The sequence below is a fragment of the Mesorhizobium sp. P5_C1 genome, from assembly GCF_054049815.1.
On record NZ_JBFULQ010000055.1, the window covers coordinates 1 to 20,011 of the forward strand.

Below are 20,011 nucleotides of genomic sequence, written 5' to 3' on the forward strand. Positions count from 1 at the left end.
GTCTTGCGGCGCTCGATGACCTGCGACAGGCTGGCCTCGGAGGTCTTGTAGCGCTGGTCGAGGACTTCCTTCTGCGCCTTCAGGATGCCGACAATGGTGTCGGACTTGGCCAGCAGTTCCTGCAGGTTGCCGGCCAGCGACATGTTGCGGACGCGATCGGTGCGCATGCGCTGCTTGCTCTGGCTGGAGAACATGCCGACGAAGTTTTCCCAGCCGGTGTAGTTCTTCATGCTTTCGAATTCGGCGCCGAAGACGTTGGTGGCGTCCTCCAGCCCGATGATCAGGTCGGCGATATTGCCTTCCATCACCTTCTGCTGTTTCAGCACATCCTCGATGCGGGCGTTCTCGATGTCGAAATTGGCGTCGCCGATCTTCTTGTCGGCGGTGGCCAGCGTATCAAGCACGGTGCCGGACTGCTCGATCTTGGTGCGCATGTCCTGCACGACCTGCTTGGTCTTGGCAATTTCGGCATCGAAATTCTGCAATGTCGCCATTGGGGCCTCCCGCTTCGGCATCACGTCGCTGGTCGCGAACAGCGGCGAATATATGTGGGGCATCCGGGGATTGAAAGACGCAAGACAAGACCCGCCCCGAAAACAAAAGAATTCGCCACTGTCTTGAAAGGTAGTGAAGGCGTGGTCATGGCGTGATTAGCTTACAGTCAAGCGTAGTTCAACTGTCATTGAACTTCTGTGCCGGCAAAGCAGTCAATCTCCGCTGGCGCGGACGCTCGGAATGCCAGTTGCGGGCGTAACATATCCGGCCAAGCCTGCGTCGTCATGCAACGCAGCCGGCTGTTGCTCAGGGCTTGGGATCGGCCTTCAGATAGGCAATGACATTGGCGATGTCGTCGTCGTTGGTCAGGCCGGCAAATGCCATCTTGTTGCCGGGCACCTTGAGCCGAGGCGCCTTGAGATATTCGGCGAGGTTGGCTTCATCCCAGACTAGGCCGCCAGCACCGGCGCTCTTCATCGCCTCGGAGTAGTGACCAAGGAAGCTCTCGGCACTGCCGGCGGTGCGTCCAACGACGCCCAGCAGATGCGGGCCGACCTTGTCACGGTCGGTGGCCGCTTCATGGCAGGAGATGCACCGGTTGAAGACATGCTTGCCCAGTGCCGGGTCGCCGCCGGCATGAGCGGCAAGCGATGTGGCTAGGAGAACAATGCTGGCAGACGAAGCGGCTCGAAACATGGCTGACCCCGGAGAGCTCTGGCTGGCGGTCTTATAGGACCGAGGCCTTAACAAACGCTGCATCGCCAAGGGATTGGGAAATTGCCAGATCCGGCCGCACCGGGCAGAGGCGTTTTGTCTTTATGCATGTCGTTGTCCCAAGACCACTGCGCACTTTGGGTGACATGCATTGGGCCGCCGGCCCGTCAGGCCCGGGTGAAGCCGATGAAGTCGTCGGGCGCGGCGCGGCCCATCTCTTCCTCCCAGTGACGGCGGCAGAGCGAGACATAGACGTCCTTGCCGATCGCCACCTGCTCGCCCTGACGTGCCACCTTGCCGTCGGGGCCGAGCCGCACCACCATCGTCGCCTTGCGGCCGCAGCGGCAGATGGTGCGCACCTCGCGCAAATCGTCGGCAATCGCCAGCAGCGCCCGCGAACCGGAAAACAGCTTGCCCTGGAAATCGGTGCGCAGGCCGTAGCACATGACCGGGATGTTCAGCCGGTCGGCGATGCGGGCGAGCTGCCAGACCTGCTCCTCCTCGAGGAACTGCGCCTCGTCGACGAAGACGCAATGCACGGTCGTATGCTCATGGTGATCGGCGACGCGGGCGAACAGATCGTCGCCGTCGCGGAACATCTCGGCTTCCGTCTCCAGGCCGATGCGCGACGAGATCAGGCCGCTGTCGCCCTTTCGGTAGTGGCCGGCGACGAACAGCATCGTGCGCATGCCGCGCTCGCGATAGTTGTACGACGCCTGCAACAGCATCGTCGTCTTGCCGGCGTTCATCGTCGCATAGTGGAAGTAGAGCTTGGCCATGCCGCCCTTTTAAGCCGACTTGTCCCGGCGCGGGGAGGGGGCGCCGCCGCATTCCCCCAAAAAACGACCCCCGCTCGCAAAAAACGACAGCCGCGCAATGCAAAAGCAGGAAGCGTGTCGCTGATTGGCCAGCCTGCGCCGTTGATCGTGATTGCCTTAATGCTTGAAACCACACCAGAATGGTGTTTGGCTGACGAAACAAGGCGGGCAGAGAAACCGTAACTTCGCTTCGCCTAAGAATCGCAATGGGAGAATATCTATGTCGCGCATGAATTCCTTCGTCGCCGGCCTCGGCCTGGCGGCTCTGTTGTCTACGAGCGCTGCCTTCGCCGGCGATCCGGCAAGCTGCAAGGCGGTGCGTCTTTCCGATGTCGGCTGGACCGATATCCAGGCGACGACCGGTGTCGCTTCCGTTCTGCTGACCGCGCTCGGCTACGAGCCACAGACGATCCAGCTGTCGGTGCCGGTGACCATGGCGTCGCTGAAGAACAAGGATCTTGATGTCTTCCTCGGCAACTGGATGCCGTCGATGACCAACGACATCAAGGACTACACCGCCGACGGCTCCGTCGAGACCATCAGCACGAACCTGACCGGCGCCGGCTACGGCATCGTCGTGCCGACCTATGTCGCGGATGCCGGCGTCAAGTCGCTGACCGATATCGGCAAGTTCAAGGACAAGTTCAACGGCAAGATCTACGGCATCGAGGCCGGCAATGACGGCAACCGCATCATCCTCGACATGATCAAGAACCCGAAGGACAATCTCGAAGGGTTCGAGCTGGTCGAATCCTCGGAAGCCGGCATGCTGACGCAGGCCGAGCAGTCGATGAAGAACAATGAGTGGATCGCCTTCCTCGGCTGGACGCCGCATCCGGTGATGGGCGCCATGAAGATCACCTATCTCGACGGCATGGGCGACAGCGGCTTCGGTGCTGCCACCGTGTTTACCAATGTGCGCAAGGGCTACACCACGGAGTGCCCGAATGCAGGCAAGTTCATCGCCAATCTGAAGTTCAATCTGGACATGGAAGGCCAGATGATGGACGCGATCCTCAAGGGCGGCGATGCCAACACGGTGGCGAGCGACTGGCTGAAGAAGAATCCCGGCGCGGTTGCGCCCTGGATCGCCGGCGTCACCACCTTCGATGGCGGCGACGCCGCGGCGGCGATCAAGACCGCGCTCGGAAGCTGAGCCGACTGTGATTTCGGCATGACCGAAATAAAGGGCAGCCATTCTGGAAAAGGCTGCCCTTTTTCATATCCTGTGACAAGATGACGTTGCGACAGTAGAGGCCGAGGGCAGGGCGGTCTCCTGCATGAGAGGGGCGATATGGATCCGATTTCGAAATTCATGGTCGATCACAAGATTCCGATCGGCGCCTGGGGAAAGGCGTTCTTCGGCTTCCTCACCGACAATTTCGACACTGTCTTCAGGGCCTTTTCGAATGGCCTCAATTTCCTGCTCGACGGGTTGGTCGACATCCTGCTGCTGGTGCCGCCGGTGCTGCTGGCGCTTGTCATCGCCGCCATCGCCTGGCTGCTGCAGCGCTCAAGGCCGCTCGCAATTGGCGTCTTCCTCGGCCTGATCTTCATCATCAACCAGAACCTGTGGAAGCAGACGGTGCAGACGCTGGTGCTCGTGGTGGCTGCTGCTGCGATGGCCATGGCCATCGGGGTGCCGCTCGGCATCTGGGCCGCGCACAAGCCGAAGGTCTACCGCATCATGCTGCCGGTGCTCGACCTGATGCAGACGCTGCCGACCTTCGTCTACCTGATCCCGGTACTGACGCTGTTCGGTCTAGGCAATGCGCCCGGCCTCATCGTCACCATCATCTTCGTCATCCCGACCGCGGTCAGGCTCACCCATCTCGGCGTCGTCTCGGTACCGAAGTCGATCGTCGAGGCAGGCGAAGCGTTCGGCGCCACCAAGAGCCAGCTGTTGTGGAAGGTGGAACTGCCCTCGGCGCTGCCAACCATCATGGCCGGTCTGACGCAATCGATCATGCTGTCGCTGTCGATGGTGGTGTTCGCGGCGCTGATCGGCGCTGGCGGCCTCGGCACTGAAATCAACAGGGCGCTCGGCTCGCGCCGCATCGACCTCGGGCTTGAGGCGGGCTTGGCCATCGTTGTCCTCGCCATCGTGCTTGACCGGATGACCCGCATTGCCGTTGGAGGCAAGAAATGACCGTCGCCGTCGATTTCAGAAACGTCGATATCGTCTTCGGCGCCGACCAGGCCGGGTCTCTGGCAATGATTGACGCTGGAGCCACCCGCGCCGAGATCCTCGAAAAGACCGGCAATGTGCTGGGTTGCGCAGGCGCCAGTCTGACCGTGAACGAGGGCGAGATTTCCGTGCTGATGGGCCTGTCCGGTTCGGGCAAGTCGACATTGCTGAGGGCCGTGAACCGGCTGAACGTGGTGTCGCGCGGTCAGGTGCTTGTCAAGGACGGCGACAAGACCGTCGACGTCGTCACCTGCGATGAGGTGACGTTGAGAAGGCTGCGACAGAAGCAGGTAGCTATGGTGTTCCAGCAGTTCGGCCTGCTGCCCTGGCGCACGGTCGAGGAGAATGTCGGCCTCGGCCTCGAACTCGCCGGTGTTCCGGAAGCCGAGCGCAAGGAGCGCGTCAAAAAGCAGTTGGAGCTCGTTCATCTCGACCAGTGGTCGAAGAAATACGCGCATGAGCTTTCGGGCGGCATGCAGCAGCGCGTCGGCCTGGCCCGTGCCTTCGCCACCGAGGCGCCGATCCTGCTGATGGACGAACCGTTCTCGGCGCTCGACCCGCTGATCCGCACCAAGCTGCAGGACGAATTGCTGCAGCTGCAGGCCGAGTTGAAGAAGACCATTATCTTCGTCAGCCACGACCTCGAGGAGGCGCTGAAGATCGGCAGCCATATCACCATCATGGAGGGCGGGCGCATCGTTCAGACCGGCGCGCCGGAAGACATCGTGCTGCGGCCGGCCAACGACTATGTCCGCGACTTCATCGCCAATGTGAACCCGCTGTCGGTGCTGACCGCCTGGAACGTGATGCGCGACCGTCGCGACCTGGAGCACGGCGACAATGGCTGGGTATGGCTCGACCGGCGCAAGACGACGCGCTTCAAGATCGACGACCACGGGCTGGTGGCGGCGGCCGAACGCGATGGCAAGCCGGCGGTGTGGGTGTCATGTGCCGATGTCGAGGGCCAGTCGGAGGAAGCGGCGCAAGTGTTCTGGGCCAACCCCGGTACCTCGCTGAAAACCGTGATGCTGGCCATGCATCGCTCGCAGACCGCACCCGTGGCGCTGTTCGACGACCAGTCGCGCTTTGTCGGCGCCATCGGCATCCGCGACGTGCTGAGCGCGGTGCTGCGGCGGTAGCGCCAGGCTTCGGCTGCGGCCTTCGCTGCAGCGAAGGCTGCCTGGTGGTTCCAGATCGCCCTACGCCGCCAGCGGCAGGCGCAGTTGCGTCAGCAGGCCACCGCCCGGGTTGTTGGACAGGCTGATCTCGCCGCCGGCGGCCCGCGCGATGTTGCGGGCAATGGTCAGGCCGAGACCGAGACCGCCGGTCTGGCGGTTGCGGGATTGTTCGAGGCGCACGAACGAGCCGAACACGGCGTCGATCTGCGCCTGCGGTATGCCCGGCCCTTCGTCGCGGATGGTGAGCAGGATCATGTTCTCCGACCGGCGCAGGCTGATATGCGCCTTCTTGCCGTAGGTGATCGCGTTCTGCATCAGATTGGTGACGCAACGCCTGAGCGCGACCGGCCGTGCCATGCAGATCAGGCCACGCGAGCGGGTGTCGTCGTCGAACGAGACCTCGTCATAGCTGTCGGCGATCGACTCCACGAGCGACCAGAAGTCGATGCGTTCGCTCTTTTCCTCGGTCACCTCGAAGGTGGCAAAGTCGATCACCGAGCTGGCGATGCTCTCGACATCGGCGAGATCGTGCGCCAGCGCTTCGCGAACGGCCGATTTGCGCAAAAGTTCCAGGCGCAGGCGCATCCGTGTCATCGGCGTGCGCAGATCATGCGCCAGCGCCGCCGCCAGATGTTCGCGGTCCTCGACATATTCGCGCAACCTGGCCTGCATGGCGTTGATCGCCTTGGCGGCGGCACGCACCTCGCGGCTGCCCGACTCGGCGATCGGCGGGCTCTTCAGGTCCTTGCCGATCCTGTTCACGGCGGTTTCCATCATCCGGTAGGGCGCCGTCAGCCGGCGCAGCGACCAGATCGACATGATCACCACCAGTCCGGCGATCAGCGAGTAGAGCGGCAAGCTGTCGAAGCTCAGGATCGGACCGACGGGCGTGTTCGGCTCGGTGAAGTTCAGCCATTGGCCGTCGGCAAAGCGCAGCGACGCCGTCAACTTGTCGCTCTGGGCGAAGTCGGCGGCCAGCACCAGGAGGTCACGCTCGACCTGGCCGATATCGGGTCCCGGCGCCATGCCGGTGGCGTCGTCGGCCTCGCGCGTCGCCGGGTCGCGCCGCACCCGCGCATCGGTGATGCCGAATTTCGACAGCCGGCCGACGAGGATGTCTTCAAGTTCCGCCAGTTCGTCGTCGCCGGCAATCGACGAGGTGACTGCCGGCGTGTCCGAGACGGTGAGCGCGTAGGTGGAATTGAACAGGCCGGTCGCCGTCGCCTTGCGTTGCTCAGGCGTGGCATCATGCATGAGCTGCACCAGCGAGTAAGCGCGGTCGTTCAGCCGGTAGAGGTCGACCTCGTCGTTGGCGGCGGCGCGGTCGCGCGACACGATGTAGAGGGTCGCGACCTGGCTGATCAGCAGGCCGGCGATGACGATCAGCAGCACCCAGACAGGCAAGGTCTGCGGCAGGAAACGTCTCATTCGGAGGTCGTCTCGGGCAGGAACTGGTAGCCGCCGCTGCGCACGGTCAGGATCAGCTTGGGCGTCTTCGGGTCGTCTTCCATCTTGCGCCGCAACCGACTGACCAGGATGTCGATGCTGCGGTCGAAGGAATAGTCGCTGTCGCCGCCGGACAATTCGATGAGCTGGTCGCGCGTCAATACGCGCTGCGCGCTCTTGACGAAGGTCTGCAGCAGGTTGAATTCCGCCATGGTCAGTTCGACCCTGACATCGTCGGGGGCGATCAGCCGACGTCGCGAGCAGTCCATCGTCCAGCCGGCGAAGCGGTAGATCTGCTTGGTGGTGGCGCGCTTGGGCTCGGCGGCGCCGTTGCGCCGCAGCACGGCGCGGATGCGCGCCAGAAGCTCGCGCGGGTCGAATGGTTTGGGCACATAGTCATCGGCGCCCATCTCCAGGCCGACCACGCGGTCGGTGGTCTCGGTGACGGCGGTCAGCATGATGATCGGTGTCGAATACTGGGCGCGAAGGTCGCGGCAAAGCTCCAGCCCGCTCTTGCCAGGCAGCATCACGTCGAGGACGATGAGGTCCACCTGCGCGCGGCGCAGGATGGCCTCCATCTCGGTGCCGTCTGCGGCAACCGAGGTGTGCAGGCCCCGCTTCTGGAAGAATTCCTGCAGCAGGTCGCGGATGCCCTTGTCGTCGTCGACGATCAGTATGTGTGCGTCGGATTTCACAGCAGCCCTGTCATTGTTTGATTGCCTAGCCGTTCTGTCGCAACCCACACGATAGAATTCAGGCCATATGTTGGCCAGTGGTGATGATGCGTCCACACCGGCTTCCTTAGACACAATCCAGAAACAAAATTCTACAGTTCAGAAAAACTCCTGAAAAAATACAAAGGCATAACTGGTCTCGTGGCGGTCAGGTCATCGGCTGCGACGCTAGTCTCGGGGTTTACGGATAAACCGATGCCAAGGTTGTCGATCAGTTTGTTGGGTGCGTTGCTGGGCATTTGCCTGGTTACTGCCGCTGTCGAACAATCGGACGCAAAGGTGACGCCCACCACCCGGAGCGAACGGTGCGCCAATCTCAGCCACCAATTTGATGAAGCCCTCGAAACCCATGCCGCGGCAACGCAGGTCACCGCGGCAAAGGCACTTCAGAGAAAGGGTAACCGGTACTGCGCCGCCAAGAAACAGGCACAGGGCATCCGGATGCTCGCCAACGCTTTGAAGCTGCTTGGAGTGACGCCGAACGACCCGGTTCAGTGACGCTCGAAAACTCGACCCGCTAAAAAAGGAAGTGAAGCCATGAAGAAGTCCATCCTCTCCGCAACCGGTCTCGCCGTCGCTCTCGCCTTCGCGATGCCGGCTCTCGGTAACGCCGCTGCCACCACGACCGCTGCTCCGGCTGCTTCGACGACCACCACCGCTCCGGCTACTGCCGCCCCGGCCAAGACTGCTCCGAAGAAGGTCGTCAAGAAGACCAAGAAGCACAAGAAGGCTCCGACGAAGGCCGTCAAGAAGGACGCCCCGAAGGCTTAATCCAGATCGGGCATAACTTGCCCGTCTGCGACAAGGCCGCTCCAGTTGTTTTTCGGCTGGGGCGGCCTTCTTCCTGTCCGACCGCTGAAAGCCCTGATATCGGCGATGTAGCGGACGGTTAGCCTACCGATGTTTGGCCGAAGCCTCGCGCCGGCAGCTTCCGCCCCGACCGACTTTAACCCGTTCGCAATGCCGGCCCTGTAGGACAATCCGCATGAAGAAGCGGCTTTCGTCCACTCTGCGTTCGTTGGTGCTTGGCGGTCTGGTCGCCACTGGCGCCGCCAGGGTGCTGATCCTGCTTACCGCCAGCCCGGTGCCCGATCCGGCCAGTGGGCGCACCGAGCCTTCGCTGTTCGCACCGGAGATTTCCACCAACTGGGACTACATCACGCCGGCACAGACCTGGGTGCTGATCGTGCTCACCGGCACAACGCTGATCTGCGTCGTCGCGTGGCCGATCGCGGCATGGCTGGAACGTCGGGCGGATGCGGGCGGAAACCGCCTTCGGTCCGATATGCCATCCGTCACAGCCGCGCGGCAGATTCCCGGCCGCCGCATCTTCGGCCGCCAGGACCGTTGAACGGCAACCGAGACTTTCCCACATAGTCGCGAATGGCGGCGCCCTCCGGACCGGCTTTGCGCGTCAATCAAAATGGACGGCTGAATTCGCTGGTGTCAGAATGCGGGCCAGGTCGCTTGCGCAAAATTGTCGGTTCCGATGCCTGAAATCACCACAAAACCGCGTACCGAGGTCAAGCCGCAGACCGAGCGGCCAAAGCTCTACAAGGTCATCCTCATCAATGACGATTTCACGCCGCGCGAATTCGTGGTGACGGTGCTGAAGGGCGAGTTCAAGCTCAGCGAAGACCAAGCGCACAGGATCATGATCACCGCGCACCGGCGCGGCGTGTGCGTTGTTGCCGTCTTCACCAAGGATGTCGCCGAGACCAAGGCGACACGGGCGACCGATGCCGGCAAGGCCAAGGGCTATCCGCTGCTGTTCACGACCGAGCCGGAAGAGTAGCCCTACCGCCCCTCGCGGTACCACATCGAACCCATCGCCAGAAGCAGCAGGCCGAGGCCGAGGAAGCCGCCGAACAGCGGCACGCGCGAGACCGCCTTGAGCACGCTGTCGTCAGTCGTGCGCAGGCCGATCCAGTCGCTGCCGGTGGCCTGACCGGAAGAGCGCACCGGCACGATGGAGGGCAGCGTAATGTCACTGCCAAGGGCCGTGGATGACGCCAGTCGCCGCACGCTGCCGCCGGTGGCTTCAGCCGGCGTTCTCAGCCGGTTTTCCGTGGAAATGACATCGGCGAATTCCGGCGCGTTGACCGGCCCGACATGGGCGAGCGCGGTGAGGTCGCCATTGGCGACCTGGTAGAGGCCGATCTCGCTGGTCTCAACGCTGCCGAGGAAGACGCCAGGCTCGGATTTGTCGAGCTTGACGGTCAAGGTCTTGCCGGACGGGGTGATGATCTGCGCCGGGCCGGGAGCATCGGCCATGGTCTGGCGGCGGATTTCCAGCACCATGCCGCGACCGTCGGCGGTCAGCCGTTCCTCCTCGAGATCGGGTTCCTTCATCAGCCAGTGCGCGATGCGCCGGTAGAGCTGGACATGCGGGCCACCGCCTTCGAAGCCGCGCGCCCACAGCCAGCCCTGGTCGGACAGAAGCATGCCGACGCGGCCCTCTCCCTTGCGGTCGAGCAAGAGCAGGGGCCGGTTGTCGGCGCCCTTCATCACCACTTCGCCTTCGGGATTCTGCACGCCGATGGTGCGGAACCAGCGGCTCCAGTGCGGCGGCTCGGTGGCCGAGCCGTCGAGCCCGCGGGTCACCGGGTGGCGCTGGCCGAGGTCGGTGAGGCGTGGATAGAAGGCCTTGTCGACCACTTCGCCGGTCGGCATTGCCGGCAGGGCCGACATCAGCGGCGTGCGCGCGATCGAGCTTTCGCCGGCATATTCGGGGCCGGCCGCGATCAGCAGCGCGCCGCCCTTTTCGACATATTCGGAGATGTAGTCGTAGTAGAGGATCGGCAGCACGTCGCGGTGCTGGTAGCGGTCGAAGATGATGAGATCGAAATCCTTGATCTTCTCGACGAACAGTTCGCGGGTCGGGAAGGCAATCAGCGACAATTCGTTGATCGGCGTGCCATCCTGCTTTTCCGGCGGCCGCAAAATGGTGAAATGGACGAGATCGACCGAGGCGTCGGATTTCAAGAGATTGCGCCAGGTGCGCTCGCCGGCATGCGGCTCGCCGGAGACGAGCAGCACACGCAGGTTTTCGCGAATGCCGTCGATGAGCGCGATGGCGCGGTTGTTGGTGTCGGTCAGTTCGCCCGGCTCGCGGTCGATGGCGAGCTCGACGATGTTGCGGCCAGCGCCCGGAATGGTCACCTGCAGCGGCATGGCCTGGCCGACGGTGGCATGTTCGACCGCGACCTGCTCGCCATTGACCGAGACGCGCACTTCGACCGGGCTGGTCTCGTTTTCCGTCGAGATCACGCGGTAGGTCATGTCGAGCGGCTTGCCGACAAGGCCGAAGCGCGGTGCGTTCTCGAAGCGGATGCGGCGATCCTTCTCGTGATCGTTGCCGGTGATCAGGGCATGCAGCGGTGCGTTGAAATCGGGGCTGCCCGCGGGCGCGTCATGCACCTCGCCATCGGTGATCATGATGGCGCCGCCAATGCGCGACGGCGGCACGTCGCGGAAAGCGCCTTCGAGCGCGCCGAACAGCCGTGTCTCGGTGCGCTCCTCGGCGGCTTGCGATTTGCCGGCCTCGATGACGCGCACATCGAACTGCTTGAAGCGGCCAAGACGCTGCTGCAGCCCGGCCAGTGCCTCGTCGGTCTGCTTGGTGCGGTCGCCGATATCCTGGCTCTGGCTGCGGTCGACGACGAGGGCGACGACGCTTTTCAGCGGCTCGCGTTCCTCGTTGAGGAACACCGGGTTGAACAGGGCGGCGGCGAGCGCCATCAGGGCGACGAAGCGGAAGACGGCACCGCGCTGGCGAAACCACAGGCCGATGAGCGCCAGCAGCGCCAGCGGCACCAGCACCAGAGCCAGCAGGGGCCAGGAGATCAGCGGCTCGAGGGAGATCGACCAGTTCATGAATTAGCCTCCCCCTTGTGGGGAGGGCAATTCCGGGCTGGGAACGCAACAAAGCACGTCATCCTACTGCCCCAGCCGTTCGAGCAGTATGGGCACATGCACCTGGTCGGATTTGTAGTTGCCGGTCAACATGTACATCATGATATTGACGCCGGCGCGCAAGGCGTAGATGCGCTGCATCGGGTCCGCCGGCACGGTCGGCAGCAGCGGATCGCCATTTTCGTCGACCGCCCAGGCGCCGGCGAAATCATTGGCGGTGATCATGATCGGCGAGACGCCGTCGCCGGTGCGCACCGGCCGGTTCTCGGCATTGCTGGCGTCGAGCGAGGCCTCGACCCAGAGCGGGCTGCCACTGAAGCGGCCGGGAAATTCGGGCAGGATGAAGAAGGATTTGGTCAGCACGTGGTCGGACGGCACCGGCTCCAGCGGCGGCACGTTGAGGTTGCCGAGGATGTCGCGCAGCCGCTCCGTCGCCGGGCTGGTCGAATCGGCGCCGATGCCGTTGGCGAACTGGTCGCGCGTATCGAACAGCACCGTGCCGCCTTGCTGCATATAGGCGTCGATGCGGGCGATCGCGGCCTGGCTCGGCATCGGTGCGGCCGGATCGATCGGCCAGTAGATCAAGGGATAGAACGACAGCTCGTCCTTCGCGATGTCGACGCCGGCCGGCGCGCCGGGTTCCAGCGCCGTCTTCTCGACCAGGAAGCGGGTCAGGCCTTCGAGCCCGGCGCGGCTGATCGAATCGTCGCCCGGCACGCCGGTCAGCACATAGGCGATGCGGGTCTTCGATATGGCCTCGATGGCGACCTCGTCGCCAGGTTTGGCGTCGTCGGCGCGGGCAGGATCGGCATGGCCAAACAGCGCGCCGAGCGCAATCAGGATCGCGGCGGTGGTGGCCACGCCACCGGCACGGCGCGGCCGGCGGGCAAACAGGCCGCCCATCCAGAACACCGCCAGGGTGTCGAGCAGCATCAGCACCAGAGCGGCGGCGACCAGTGCGCCCTTCAGGTTGCGCGATTCGTCAAAGGCATACTGGATCGATGTGACCGGAACGGTGATTTGCGGGCGCGCCAGCGGCGCCAGCTTGCTTGCGGCATCGAGCAAATTGTGAGCGAAGACGCCGGTCTCGGAGCCGTAGAGGCCGGGCGGGTTCTCGAAGGTTACCGCCAGCGCGGGACCCGGCACCAGCGGCCGTGCATCCGGCGTCGGCGGCACCAGCGAGCCGTCGGCTGATATCATGCGGTAGGGCGCCAGCGAGGTGGCCGCGGCTTCGGCATTGGCGATCGCCGCGCCCTGGTTGCGCGACAGCTGCACGATGCGGCGCAGCATCTCGACGAAGCTGCCGGAGATCGGCAGGTTCGACCAGGTCGCCTCGGGCGTGACGTGGAACAGCACCAGCGTGCCCTTGCCTTTCTTCAGTCCGGTGACCAGCGGTGTGCCGTCGGCGAGGGCGGCCCAGGTGCGCTCGACAATGTCGGGCGTCGGCTCGGCCAGCACCTGCCTGGTGACGGTGACCTCGGTCGGCGGCGCAAGATCGGCGAACGGACCGGCCTTGGGGAATTCGGTGACCGGTTGCGGTGACGTCCATGACAGGGCTCCGCCTAGCGAACGCTCACCGGTGCGCAGGCGGACCGGCAGCAGGTCGTCGTCATTGCCGGCGGCGGCCAGCCGCGAGCCGGCGAAGCGCACCAGCGTGCCGCCATTGTCGACCCAGTCGACCAGCCTTTGTCGAACCTGTGCGGGAATGGTGCCGATGTCGGCCATGACGATCATGGCCGGCTTCTGGTCGAGGATCTGCGGGATGGCATCGGCGAGGTCGGCGCTGGAGGGTTCGACGAGATCGGCGAAGGGCTGCAGCGCGCGCCTGATGTAGTAGAGCGGCGACAAAAGCGGCTGCGCTTGGTCGGCCTCGGCCTGCGACAGCAGCCCGACGCGGCGGCGCTTGGAGCTTTCGTCAAGGACGCGCACAGCACCGGCCTGGCGCTCGCCGTCGAGCGAGATCGAGGCAAAGTCGTTGCGCAGCTCGAACGGCACCGCCATGGTGCCGGTGGCGGTGGTTTCGCCAGGGGAAAAGGTCAGCGTCGCATCGGCGATGCGGCGGCCCTTGTCGTCGAAAGCGCCGGCGGTGACTTGTGCGGGTGCCGGGTCGCCCGGCGCGCGGATGGCGGTCAGCGCAAAGCCGTCGACCTGGTTGTCGGCGGTGGTCAGGCCGGTCAGCGACAGCCGGTCTGAACTGGCCCACACGACACGGGCGGCATTTTTCGACAACAGCGTGTTGAAGGCGGCCTCGTCGCCCTTCGCCGCCAGGCCGTCGGCAAGCACGGCGACGCTGGCGCCGGGCAAGGTGTCCAGCGCCCCGGCGACGCGGGCATAGACGGCGGGCCGGTCGGTCGGGATCGGCCGTGGCTTGGCGGCACGCAGCCGGTCGAGGGCGGCGGCGGCATCGAACGGGCCGATTTCCGAATTGGGCTTTTCGGCGGTGAAGGCGACGATGACCGGCACGCCGTTCGAGCCGGCGTCTTTGATCAGCCGCTCGGCGGTGGCGACGCGCTTGTTCCAGTCGGCGGCACTTGCCCAGTCATTGTCGATGACCAACGCAAGGGCCGCGCCCTCGGCCGGCAATTTTTCGCGCGGGTTGAACACCGGCTCGGCAAGGGCGGTGACGATGAGCGCCGCCATCAACAGCCTGAGCAGCGTCAGCCACCACGGGCTCTGCTGCGGCGTTTCCTCGCGCTTCAACACACGCGCCAGGATCTTCAGCGGCGGGAAGATCTCGGTCTGCGGCTTGGGCGGCGTCAGCCGCAACAGCCACCAGATCACCGGTAGCGCCAGCAGGCCCCACAGCACCATGGGGGCGCCAAAGGAGAGCGGCAGCCAGCTCATGCGACGGCCTTCCCGGCACGACTGCCCCCGGCGGTCGGCCCGGTATAACCGCCGTCGGCGGTCATCGCCATGTGCAGGCGCACGAGCGCGTCGGAAGCCAGCCGATCGGTGTGGTTGACGGTAAAGCTCCAGCCGAGCCGCTTGCACCAGGCGGCAAGTTCGTGGCGGCGGGCGGTGTAGAGCAGGCGGTATTCATCGCCGAGCATTTCGGCGCGGCCGGCGGTCAGCTTGTCGCCGGTCTCGGGATCGGTGAATTCGGTGCGGCCAGCATAGGGGAAGGTTTCCTCGGCCGGGTCGGCGACCTCGATCAGGTGCGCGCGCACGCCATGGCGGGCGAGCACGTCGAGCCAGGCCATCGTCTCCTCGACCGGATCGAGGAAGTCGCTGGCGATGACGATGTCGCAGAAGCGGCGGATGTCGGACAGGTCGGGTTTTGCCGGCAACTCGCCGGCGTGCATGAGTTGGGCGGCGATGCGCTCGGCGCCGTTGCRGGCGGTGAACGGATCGGTGAGGCCGGGCCAGGCGATGCGCTCGCCGCTGCGCGACAACAGCTCGGCCATGGCCAGCGTCAGCACAAGCGCGCGCGATTGCTTGGACACGCCGGCGCCGGTCGATTTGTAGAGCATCGACGGCGACGGGTCGGCCCAAAGCCACACCGTATGGGCGGCTTCCCATTCGCGGTCGCGCACATAGGTGTGGTCGTCGCGGGCCGAACGGCGCCAGTCGATGCGCGAGGCATCGCCTTCGACATAGGGCCGGAACTGCCAGAAATTCTCGCCGATGCCGCGCTTGCGGCGGCCATGCCAGCCGGCGATCACGGTGTTGACGATGCGGCGCGCCTCGACGAGCAGATCAGGCACAAGCGAGGCCCGCAACCGGCCACGAGCGAGCGCGTCGCGCGTCGCTGCCGGAGCCTGGACCTCGCCGATGCGCGCCATCAAATCCCTTTCACCAGCTTTGCCACCACGTCGCGCACGCTGGTGCCTTCGGCGCGGGCGGCGAAGGTCAGCGCCATGCGATGCTGCAGCACCGGCTCTGCCAGCGCACGGACATCGTCGATGGAGGGCGCCAGCCGCCCATCGTAGAGCGCGCGCGCCCTTGTGCACAGCATCAGCGCCTGGCTGGCGCGCGGGCCGGGCCCCCAGGCGACATGCTTGTCGGTCTCGGCATTGCCCTGGCCGGGGCGCGCCGAGCGCACCAGCGTCAGGATCGCCTCGACGACGCTTTCCGGCACCGGCATGCGGCGGATCAGCGTCTGGATCTCCTTCAGCCGCACCGGGTTCAGCACGTTCTGCGCTTTGGCGTCCTCGATGCCGGTGGTTTCCAAGAGGATGCGGCGCTCGGCCTCGATTTCGGGATAGAGGATGTCGACCTGCATCAGGAAGCGGTCGAGCTGGGCCTCGGGCAAGGGATAGGTGCCTTCCTGCTCCAGCGGGTTCTGTGTTGCCAGCACATGGAAGGGCGCCGGCAGGTCGTGGCGGGCGCCGGCAATGGTGACGTGGTACTCCTGCATCGCCTGCAGCAACGCCGACTGGGTGCGCGGCGAGGCACGGTTGATCTCGTCGGCCATCAAAAGCTGGGCGAAGATCGGCCCGGAGATGAAACGGAAGGAACGCTTGCCGAACTCGTCCTGCTCCATCACCTCGGAGCCGAGGATATCGGACGGCATCAGGTCGGGCGTAAACTGGATGCGGCGTGAATCGAGGCCGAGCACGACGCCCAGCGTCTCGACCAGCTTGGTCTTGGCAAGGCCCGGCACGCCGACCAGCAGCGCATGGCCGCCGGCCAGCAGCGCCACCAGCGTGCGCTCGACGACGCTCTCCTGGCCGAAGATGACCCGGCCGACCCCGTCGCGGATCCTGGAGATGTCGGCAAGCGCCTTCTCGGCCTCGGCGATCATGTCCGTTTCGCTCATCGGGCTTTCCTTGACCATCACGCTCATGCAGCTTCGATCCCTTTGGTTGGAGATACCATGGTTGGAAATACCGGCACGCACCATAGCATAGGTTGCCGCGATTCGGCCTCGCGTGGCGCCTATGTCAAAACTTAAATCACAGACTTAGGCTGACAAGCGGAACAACAGTGACTATTTCGTGACCATGACGGAACACTCCGAACATCGCCAGCTAAGCCTCACGACCGCCACCGAGGCGCGCGGTCTCGAAGCGCTGATCTCGCGCGCCGCCCGCGCCGGCAAGGGCGCGGCGCCGGTCGAGCGCTGGAATCCCGACTTCTGCGGCGATCTCGACATGGAGATCAAGGCTGACGGCACCTGGTTCTATCTGGGCACGTCGATCGGACGCATGCCACTGGTGCAGCTGTTCTCCTCGGTGCTGCGCAAGGACGCGGACGGCAGGACCTATCTGGTGACACCGGTGGAACGGGTCGGCATCCGCGTCGCCGACGCGCCATTCATCGCCGTCGAGATGGATGTTTCGGGCAGTGGCGACGCGCAGATTATCACCTTCCGCACCAATGTCGGCGATGTCGTCGAAGCCGGACCGGAACGGCCGCTGCGCTTTGTCGACGAGAGCGAGACCGGTGGCCTGAAACCCTATGTGCTGGTGCGCGGCCGGCTGGAAGCGCTGGTGGCGCGGCCGGTGATGTATGAGCTGGTCGGACATGGCGAGGAGATCGAGATCGGCGGCAAGACCATGTTCGCCGTGCGCTCCAAGGGCGCGGTGTTTGCGATCATGCCGGCGGACCAGCTGAAGCGGCTGAGCGCGTGATGGACCAGATGTCAACGGCGCCGTTTTCCGCAGCGGACTTTCGCGCGCGCTTTGCGGCACAGCCGGATGCGCATGCCGGCGACGACTATGGTGACCATCGCTTCAATCCAGGCCATCCACGCCTCAACCATGGCAAGCCGCTGCGCAATGCCGCGGTGCTGATCCCGGTGGTCGATCATGAGGGCGAAGCCACGGTTCTGTTGACCAAACGGGCCGAAAGGCTGCGCAACCATTCGGGGCAGGTGGCCTTTCCCGGCGGCACCATCGATGCGACCGATGCCAGTCCGGAAGCGGCGGCTGTGCGCGAGACCTTAGAGGAAATCGGCCTTGCTCAGGATCGCATCGAGATCATCGGCCGCATGCCCGACTACGTAGCCGGCAGCGGCTACCGCATCGCGCCGGTGCTGGGCATCGTGCGGTCCGGTTTCCGGCTCAGCTTGAATGCCGACGAGGTCGATGCCGCCTTCGAAGTGCCGCTGCGTTTCCTGATGGACCCGGCCAACCACAAGCGCGACAGCCGCATGTGGAACGATCTCGAATGGTTCTTCTACGACATGCCCTATGGCGACCGGCGCATCTGGGGCGTCACCGCCGGCATTATCCGTACGCTCTACGAAAGGCTCTATGCGTGAATGTCTCTATCGCGGGCCGGGCCGAGTGGCTCGGCGACAAGCATCTGCAGCGCCTGCTTGCCGCATTGGCGCAAAGCGGCGAAGAGGCGCGTGTTGCCGGTGGCGCGGTACGCAACACGCTGATGGGCCAGCCGGTTGCCGACATCGACATCGCCACCACCTGTCTGCCGCAGGAAACCATCCGCCGCGCCGAGGCGGAAGGCTTCAAGGCGGTTCCGACCGGCATCGAGCATGGGACGATCACCGTGGTTGCCGGCGGCAAGCCATATGAGATCACCACCTTACGCGCCGATGTCGAGACCGATGGCCGTCGCGCCAAGGTGTCGTTCGGGAGCGACTGGAAGCTCGACGCCGAGCGGCGCGACTTCACCATCAACGCGCTCTATGCCGAGGCCGATGGCACGGTGATCGACCTGGTCGGCGGCATCGCCGACATCGAGGCGCGCCGGTTGCGCTTCATCGGCGATCCGGAAGCGCGCATCCGCGAGGATTATCTGCGCATCCTGCGCTTCTTCCGCTTCTTCGCCTGGTACGGCGATGGCCGGCCGGATGCCGAGGGGCTGAAAGCCTGTGCCCGGCTGAAGGAAGGGCTGGCCCAGCTTTCGGCCGAGCGCATCTGGTCGGAACTGAAGAAGCTTCTGTCGGCGCCCGATCCTTCGCGGGCGTTGCTCTGGATGCGGCAGGCCGGCGTATTGACCGCCGCGCTGCCGGAAAGCGAGAAATGGGGCATCGACGCGATCCATGCGCTGACCAAGGCCGAGAAGGATCTGGACTGGGCACCTGACCCCCTGCTCAGGCTGGAAGCGATCGTGCCGCCGGATGCCGCGCGCATGAAGACGCTCGCCGAGCGGCTCAAATTTTCGACCGCCGAAGCGGATCGCCTGCGCCACTGGACGTTGGCCACCGCCGCCGAGCCGAAGACGACGGAGGGCGAGTTGGCAAAGCGGCTCTATCGCGGCGACCGACAGGGGTTCGTCGACCGCCTGCGGCTGTCGCTTGCGGGCGCGCGGATGCGCGCCGTCCAGGACAATGACGCGTTGCTCGAAGCCGGCGGCTTTTCGCGCCTGCTTACCTTCGCCCTGAAATGGGAGAAGCCGTTGTTTCCGCTAAAGGGCGCCGATCTGACGCGGCTCGGCGCAACTCCAGGGCCGAAGCTTGGGGAAATCCTCAAGACCCTTGAGACTGAATGGGTCGAAGCGGGCTTTTCGCCCGATCGCGGCGCGCTGCTTGAACGCGCCGCGGAAGCCTTGAAAGCAGGCTGAAGTCACGCAGCGTCGCGGGTCTTCTCGATGCGCGAGCGGATCGCCTCGATCATCGTCTCGCGGATGACCGCCTCGCCATGGGTCTCGCGCATGTGCTCTACGGCACGGCGCATGACCTCGGCCTCCTCGTCGGCACGCGTGTGCCAGTCACAGCCGGGCACCAGCGACCCGCAGTGAAATTGTTTCATGGGATTTCTCCTTTTCCTCCGCGGAGCCTGAGGCTCCGATAGTTTTTCGGCTCATGGTCCAAATCCAGGATGGGAACTTGGGCCGCGAGCGGGGGAACAGCATAACACAGATGGGGCGGCATTGGTCGCAGTCAACGGCGAAAAGGCGGAGCAGCGCTGCTCCGCCCTCTTACGCTATCCCAAAGCAGGACCAGAAATCGTCTCGTCCTGCTGTGGCAGGCAGGCTGTCACTTTGCGATCTTGACGGCCTCGGCAACCTTGTTCTTGCCGCTCATCTCCCATGAGACGCGAACCTTTTCACCGACCTGAAGGCCAGGATCCTTGAAGGTCTTGGGAAGCGTAAAAGACGATCCGTCATCGAGGACAAGGCTCATGGCCGTTGCGTCAAAGGTCTTGATCGTTCCGGTGGTGTGCTTGACGGCGGCGAATGCCACCGAACCGGAAGCGAGAAGGGCAGCCGCGGCAGCCGAAACAATGATCCTGCGCATTGCGAAGTACTCCTGGAAAAGGCGGGTATCCTTTTTGACGAAGATGTCCCGCATCGTCTGGGCCGTCCGGTCGCGTCGGGTCGCGGCTCGCTTCTGTTTTGCTCTCAGGCGAACCGCCGGCGCTTCCCGACCCGGCGCAGGAAATAGGCCAGCCTTTTCAATCGCCTATTAGACGAAAAAGAAATCTTTCGCGGTGCTGTATGCCACATTCCATGCCCATTTCGAGCAAATGGGACATCAATGCGGCTCACATCGCGCTCACCATTTTGTTACGGCCAGCGGACCTCGGGCGGCAGGCTGGAGAGGATCGAGGCGACATTGCCGCCGGTCTTCAGTCCGAAGATGGTGCCGCGATCGTGAAGCAGGTTGAATTCTACATA

21 protein-coding genes and 1 pseudogene are annotated in these 20,011 nt (G+C 64.5%); 10 read left to right on the forward strand and 12 right to left on the reverse strand.

The annotated features are described in order from the left end of the window. The 3 genes and pseudogenes from ACXJ7R_RS07175 to ACXJ7R_RS07185 all read right to left on the reverse strand — a co-directional run. Nucleotides 1-494, reverse strand: a pseudogene (locus tag ACXJ7R_RS07175) (hypothetical protein); the annotation flags it as partial. A 307-nt stretch (nt 495-801) separates the two neighbouring features. Beyond that, the gene (locus ACXJ7R_RS07180) at nt 802-1,191 is read right to left on the reverse strand and encodes a c-type cytochrome (protein ID WP_457151215.1); all 390 of its coding nucleotides are present in this window, start codon (nt 1,189-1,191) and stop codon (nt 802-804) included. Nucleotides 1,192-1,376: 185 nt separating this feature from the next. Continuing rightward, on the reverse strand, nt 1,377-1,988 hold the full coding sequence (locus ACXJ7R_RS07185; RefSeq protein WP_457151216.1) for a thymidine kinase: 612 nt from the start codon (nt 1,986-1,988) through the stop codon (nt 1,377-1,379). A gap of 259 nt (nt 1,989-2,247) precedes the next feature. Here ACXJ7R_RS07185 and ACXJ7R_RS07190 point away from each other — a divergent pair, with 259 nt between their 5' ends. The 3 genes from ACXJ7R_RS07190 to choV all read left to right on the forward strand — a co-directional run bounded on the left by ACXJ7R_RS07190 (nt 2,248) and on the right by choV (nt 5,354). After that, nucleotides 2,248-3,183: a choline ABC transporter substrate-binding protein gene (locus ACXJ7R_RS07190; protein ID WP_095090821.1), complete on the forward strand. Its 936-nt coding sequence runs from the start codon at nt 2,248-2,250 to the stop codon at nt 3,181-3,183. Nucleotides 3,184-3,321: 138 nt separating this feature from the next. Then, entirely contained in the window at nt 3,322-4,176 is an 855-nt protein-coding gene (gene choW / locus ACXJ7R_RS07195) for a choline ABC transporter permease subunit (protein WP_095090822.1), read from the forward strand. Further along, nucleotides 4,173-5,354, forward strand: a complete 1,182-nt coding sequence (choV, locus tag ACXJ7R_RS07200; RefSeq protein ID WP_095090823.1) for a choline ABC transporter ATP-binding protein — start codon at nt 4,173-4,175, stop codon at nt 5,352-5,354. The genes choW and choV overlap by 4 nt, the downstream gene beginning before the upstream one ends. Nucleotides 5,355-5,414: 60 nt before the next feature. Here the strand turns inward: choV and ACXJ7R_RS07205 are convergent, their stop codons facing one another. Both ACXJ7R_RS07205 and ACXJ7R_RS07210 read right to left on the reverse strand, forming a co-directional pair. Next, the gene (locus ACXJ7R_RS07205) at nt 5,415-6,821 is read right to left on the reverse strand and encodes an ATP-binding protein (RefSeq protein WP_457151217.1); all 1,407 of its coding nucleotides are present in this window, start codon (nt 6,819-6,821) and stop codon (nt 5,415-5,417) included. After that, nucleotides 6,818-7,534, reverse strand: a complete 717-nt coding sequence (locus tag ACXJ7R_RS07210; protein ID WP_095090825.1) for a response regulator — start codon at nt 7,532-7,534, stop codon at nt 6,818-6,820. Before ACXJ7R_RS07210 ends, ACXJ7R_RS07205 begins: the two co-directional genes overlap by 4 nt. 234 nt (nt 7,535-7,768) lie before the next feature. Between ACXJ7R_RS07210 and ACXJ7R_RS07215 the strand changes: the two genes are divergently transcribed. The 4 genes from ACXJ7R_RS07215 to clpS all read left to right on the forward strand — a co-directional run bounded on the left by ACXJ7R_RS07215 (nt 7,769) and on the right by clpS (nt 9,368). Then, nucleotides 7,769-8,071, forward strand: coding sequence for a hypothetical protein (locus ACXJ7R_RS07215; protein ID WP_457151218.1), 303 nt, complete (start codon nt 7,769-7,771; stop codon nt 8,069-8,071). A gap of 39 nt (nt 8,072-8,110) precedes the next feature. Continuing rightward, nucleotides 8,111-8,344: a hypothetical protein gene (locus ACXJ7R_RS07220; RefSeq protein ID WP_095090827.1), complete on the forward strand. Its 234-nt coding sequence runs from the start codon at nt 8,111-8,113 to the stop codon at nt 8,342-8,344. 214 nt (nt 8,345-8,558) lie between these two features. Further along, nucleotides 8,559-8,924, forward strand: coding sequence for a hypothetical protein (locus ACXJ7R_RS07225; RefSeq protein WP_457151219.1), 366 nt, complete (start codon nt 8,559-8,561; stop codon nt 8,922-8,924). A 138-nt stretch (nt 8,925-9,062) separates the two neighbouring features. After that, a complete protein-coding gene (gene clpS, locus ACXJ7R_RS07230; RefSeq protein ID WP_095090829.1) occupies nt 9,063-9,368 on the forward strand; it encodes an ATP-dependent Clp protease adapter ClpS in 306 nt (101 codons plus the stop codon). 2 nt (nt 9,369-9,370) lie between these two features. Here clpS and ACXJ7R_RS07235 read toward each other — a convergent pair whose 3' ends face one another. The 4 genes from ACXJ7R_RS07235 to ACXJ7R_RS07250 form a co-directional block, all read right to left on the reverse strand. Further along, nucleotides 9,371-11,449 (reverse strand): hypothetical protein, encoded by a 2,079-nt coding sequence (locus ACXJ7R_RS07235; protein WP_457151220.1) that lies wholly within the window; start codon nt 11,447-11,449, stop codon nt 9,371-9,373. Nucleotides 11,450-11,512: 63 nt separating this feature from the next. Next, on the reverse strand, nt 11,513-14,332 hold the full coding sequence (locus tag ACXJ7R_RS07240; protein ID WP_457151221.1) for a DUF4159 domain-containing protein: 2,820 nt from the start codon (nt 14,330-14,332) through the stop codon (nt 11,513-11,515). After that, nucleotides 14,329-15,270, reverse strand: a complete 942-nt coding sequence (locus ACXJ7R_RS07245) for a DUF58 domain-containing protein (protein ID WP_457151222.1) — start codon at nt 15,268-15,270, stop codon at nt 14,329-14,331. The genes ACXJ7R_RS07240 and ACXJ7R_RS07245 overlap by 4 nt, the downstream gene beginning before the upstream one ends. After that, entirely contained in the window at nt 15,270-16,274 is a 1,005-nt protein-coding gene (locus ACXJ7R_RS07250) for an AAA family ATPase (protein WP_457151223.1), read from the reverse strand. The genes ACXJ7R_RS07245 and ACXJ7R_RS07250 overlap by 1 nt, the downstream gene beginning before the upstream one ends. Nucleotides 16,275-16,431: 157 nt before the next feature. On the opposite strand from ACXJ7R_RS07250, the gene ACXJ7R_RS07255 reads away from it, so the two are divergent. Genes ACXJ7R_RS07255 through ACXJ7R_RS07265 form a run of 3 tightly spaced genes read left to right on the forward strand, consistent with a single transcriptional unit; the run spans nt 16,432 to nt 18,955 of the window. Beyond that, a complete protein-coding gene (locus tag ACXJ7R_RS07255; protein ID WP_457151227.1) occupies nt 16,432-17,061 on the forward strand; it encodes a DUF1285 domain-containing protein in 630 nt (209 codons plus the stop codon). Further along, nucleotides 17,061-17,693: a CoA pyrophosphatase gene (locus ACXJ7R_RS07260; protein WP_457151224.1), complete on the forward strand. Its 633-nt coding sequence runs from the start codon at nt 17,061-17,063 to the stop codon at nt 17,691-17,693. Before ACXJ7R_RS07255 ends, ACXJ7R_RS07260 begins: the two co-directional genes overlap by 1 nt. Further along, nucleotides 17,690-18,955 carry a CCA tRNA nucleotidyltransferase gene (locus tag ACXJ7R_RS07265; protein ID WP_457151225.1) on the forward strand — a complete coding sequence of 422 codons (1,266 nt, stop codon included), beginning with the start codon at nt 17,690-17,692 and terminating at the stop codon, nt 18,953-18,955. Before ACXJ7R_RS07260 ends, ACXJ7R_RS07265 begins: the two co-directional genes overlap by 4 nt. A gap of 2 nt (nt 18,956-18,957) precedes the next feature. On the opposite strand, the gene ACXJ7R_RS07270 is transcribed toward ACXJ7R_RS07265, so the two are convergent. The 3 genes from ACXJ7R_RS07270 to ACXJ7R_RS07280 all read right to left on the reverse strand — a co-directional run. Next, nucleotides 18,958-19,143, reverse strand: coding sequence for a DUF1059 domain-containing protein (locus tag ACXJ7R_RS07270; RefSeq protein WP_095090837.1), 186 nt, complete (start codon nt 19,141-19,143; stop codon nt 18,958-18,960). A gap of 227 nt (nt 19,144-19,370) precedes the next feature. Beyond that, nucleotides 19,371-19,631: a DUF1344 domain-containing protein gene (locus ACXJ7R_RS07275; RefSeq protein ID WP_457151226.1), complete on the reverse strand. Its 261-nt coding sequence runs from the start codon at nt 19,629-19,631 to the stop codon at nt 19,371-19,373. Nucleotides 19,632-19,900: 269 nt separating this feature from the next. Further along, nucleotides 19,901-20,011: coproporphyrinogen III oxidase (locus ACXJ7R_RS07280; RefSeq protein WP_457151228.1), on the reverse strand; the 111-nt coding region annotated here is incomplete at its 5' end.

What these genes read in the sequence shown, in the direction of transcription:
- ACXJ7R_RS07205 (WP_457151217.1), bottom strand. Translation starts at nt 6,821, where the DNA reads ATGAGACGTTTCCTGCCGCAGACCTTGCCTGTCTGGGTGCTGCTGATC.
- ACXJ7R_RS07185 (WP_457151216.1), bottom strand. Translation starts at nt 1,988, where the DNA reads ATGGCCAAGCTCTACTTCCACTATGCGACGATGAACGCCGGCAAGACG.
- ACXJ7R_RS07275 (WP_457151226.1), bottom strand. Translation starts at nt 19,631, where the DNA reads ATGCGCAGGATCATTGTTTCGGCTGCCGCGGCTGCCCTTCTCGCTTCC.
- ACXJ7R_RS07250 (WP_457151223.1), bottom strand. Translation starts at nt 16,274, where the DNA reads ATGAGCGTGATGGTCAAGGAAAGCCCGATGAGCGAAACGGACATGATC.
- ACXJ7R_RS07255 (WP_457151227.1), top strand. Translation starts at nt 16,432, where the DNA reads ATGACGGAACACTCCGAACATCGCCAGCTAAGCCTCACGACCGCCACC.
- clpS (WP_095090829.1), top strand. Translation starts at nt 9,063, where the DNA reads ATGCCTGAAATCACCACAAAACCGCGTACCGAGGTCAAGCCGCAGACC.
- ACXJ7R_RS07190 (WP_095090821.1), top strand. Translation starts at nt 2,248, where the DNA reads ATGTCGCGCATGAATTCCTTCGTCGCCGGCCTCGGCCTGGCGGCTCTG.
- ACXJ7R_RS07240 (WP_457151221.1), bottom strand. Translation starts at nt 14,332, where the DNA reads ATGAGCTGGCTGCCGCTCTCCTTTGGCGCCCCCATGGTGCTGTGGGGC.
- choV (WP_095090823.1), top strand. Translation starts at nt 4,173, where the DNA reads ATGACCGTCGCCGTCGATTTCAGAAACGTCGATATCGTCTTCGGCGCC.
- ACXJ7R_RS07225 (WP_457151219.1), top strand. Translation starts at nt 8,559, where the DNA reads ATGAAGAAGCGGCTTTCGTCCACTCTGCGTTCGTTGGTGCTTGGCGGT.
- ACXJ7R_RS07270 (WP_095090837.1), bottom strand. Translation starts at nt 19,143, where the DNA reads ATGAAACAATTTCACTGCGGGTCGCTGGTGCCCGGCTGTGACTGGCAC.
- ACXJ7R_RS07220 (WP_095090827.1), top strand. Translation starts at nt 8,111, where the DNA reads ATGAAGAAGTCCATCCTCTCCGCAACCGGTCTCGCCGTCGCTCTCGCC.
- ACXJ7R_RS07215 (WP_457151218.1), top strand. Translation starts at nt 7,769, where the DNA reads ATGCCAAGGTTGTCGATCAGTTTGTTGGGTGCGTTGCTGGGCATTTGC.
- ACXJ7R_RS07260 (WP_457151224.1), top strand. Translation starts at nt 17,061, where the DNA reads ATGGACCAGATGTCAACGGCGCCGTTTTCCGCAGCGGACTTTCGCGCG.
- choW (WP_095090822.1), top strand. Translation starts at nt 3,322, where the DNA reads ATGGATCCGATTTCGAAATTCATGGTCGATCACAAGATTCCGATCGGC.
- ACXJ7R_RS07180 (WP_457151215.1), bottom strand. Translation starts at nt 1,191, where the DNA reads ATGTTTCGAGCCGCTTCGTCTGCCAGCATTGTTCTCCTAGCCACATCG.
- ACXJ7R_RS07235 (WP_457151220.1), bottom strand. Translation starts at nt 11,449, where the DNA reads ATGAACTGGTCGATCTCCCTCGAGCCGCTGATCTCCTGGCCCCTGCTG.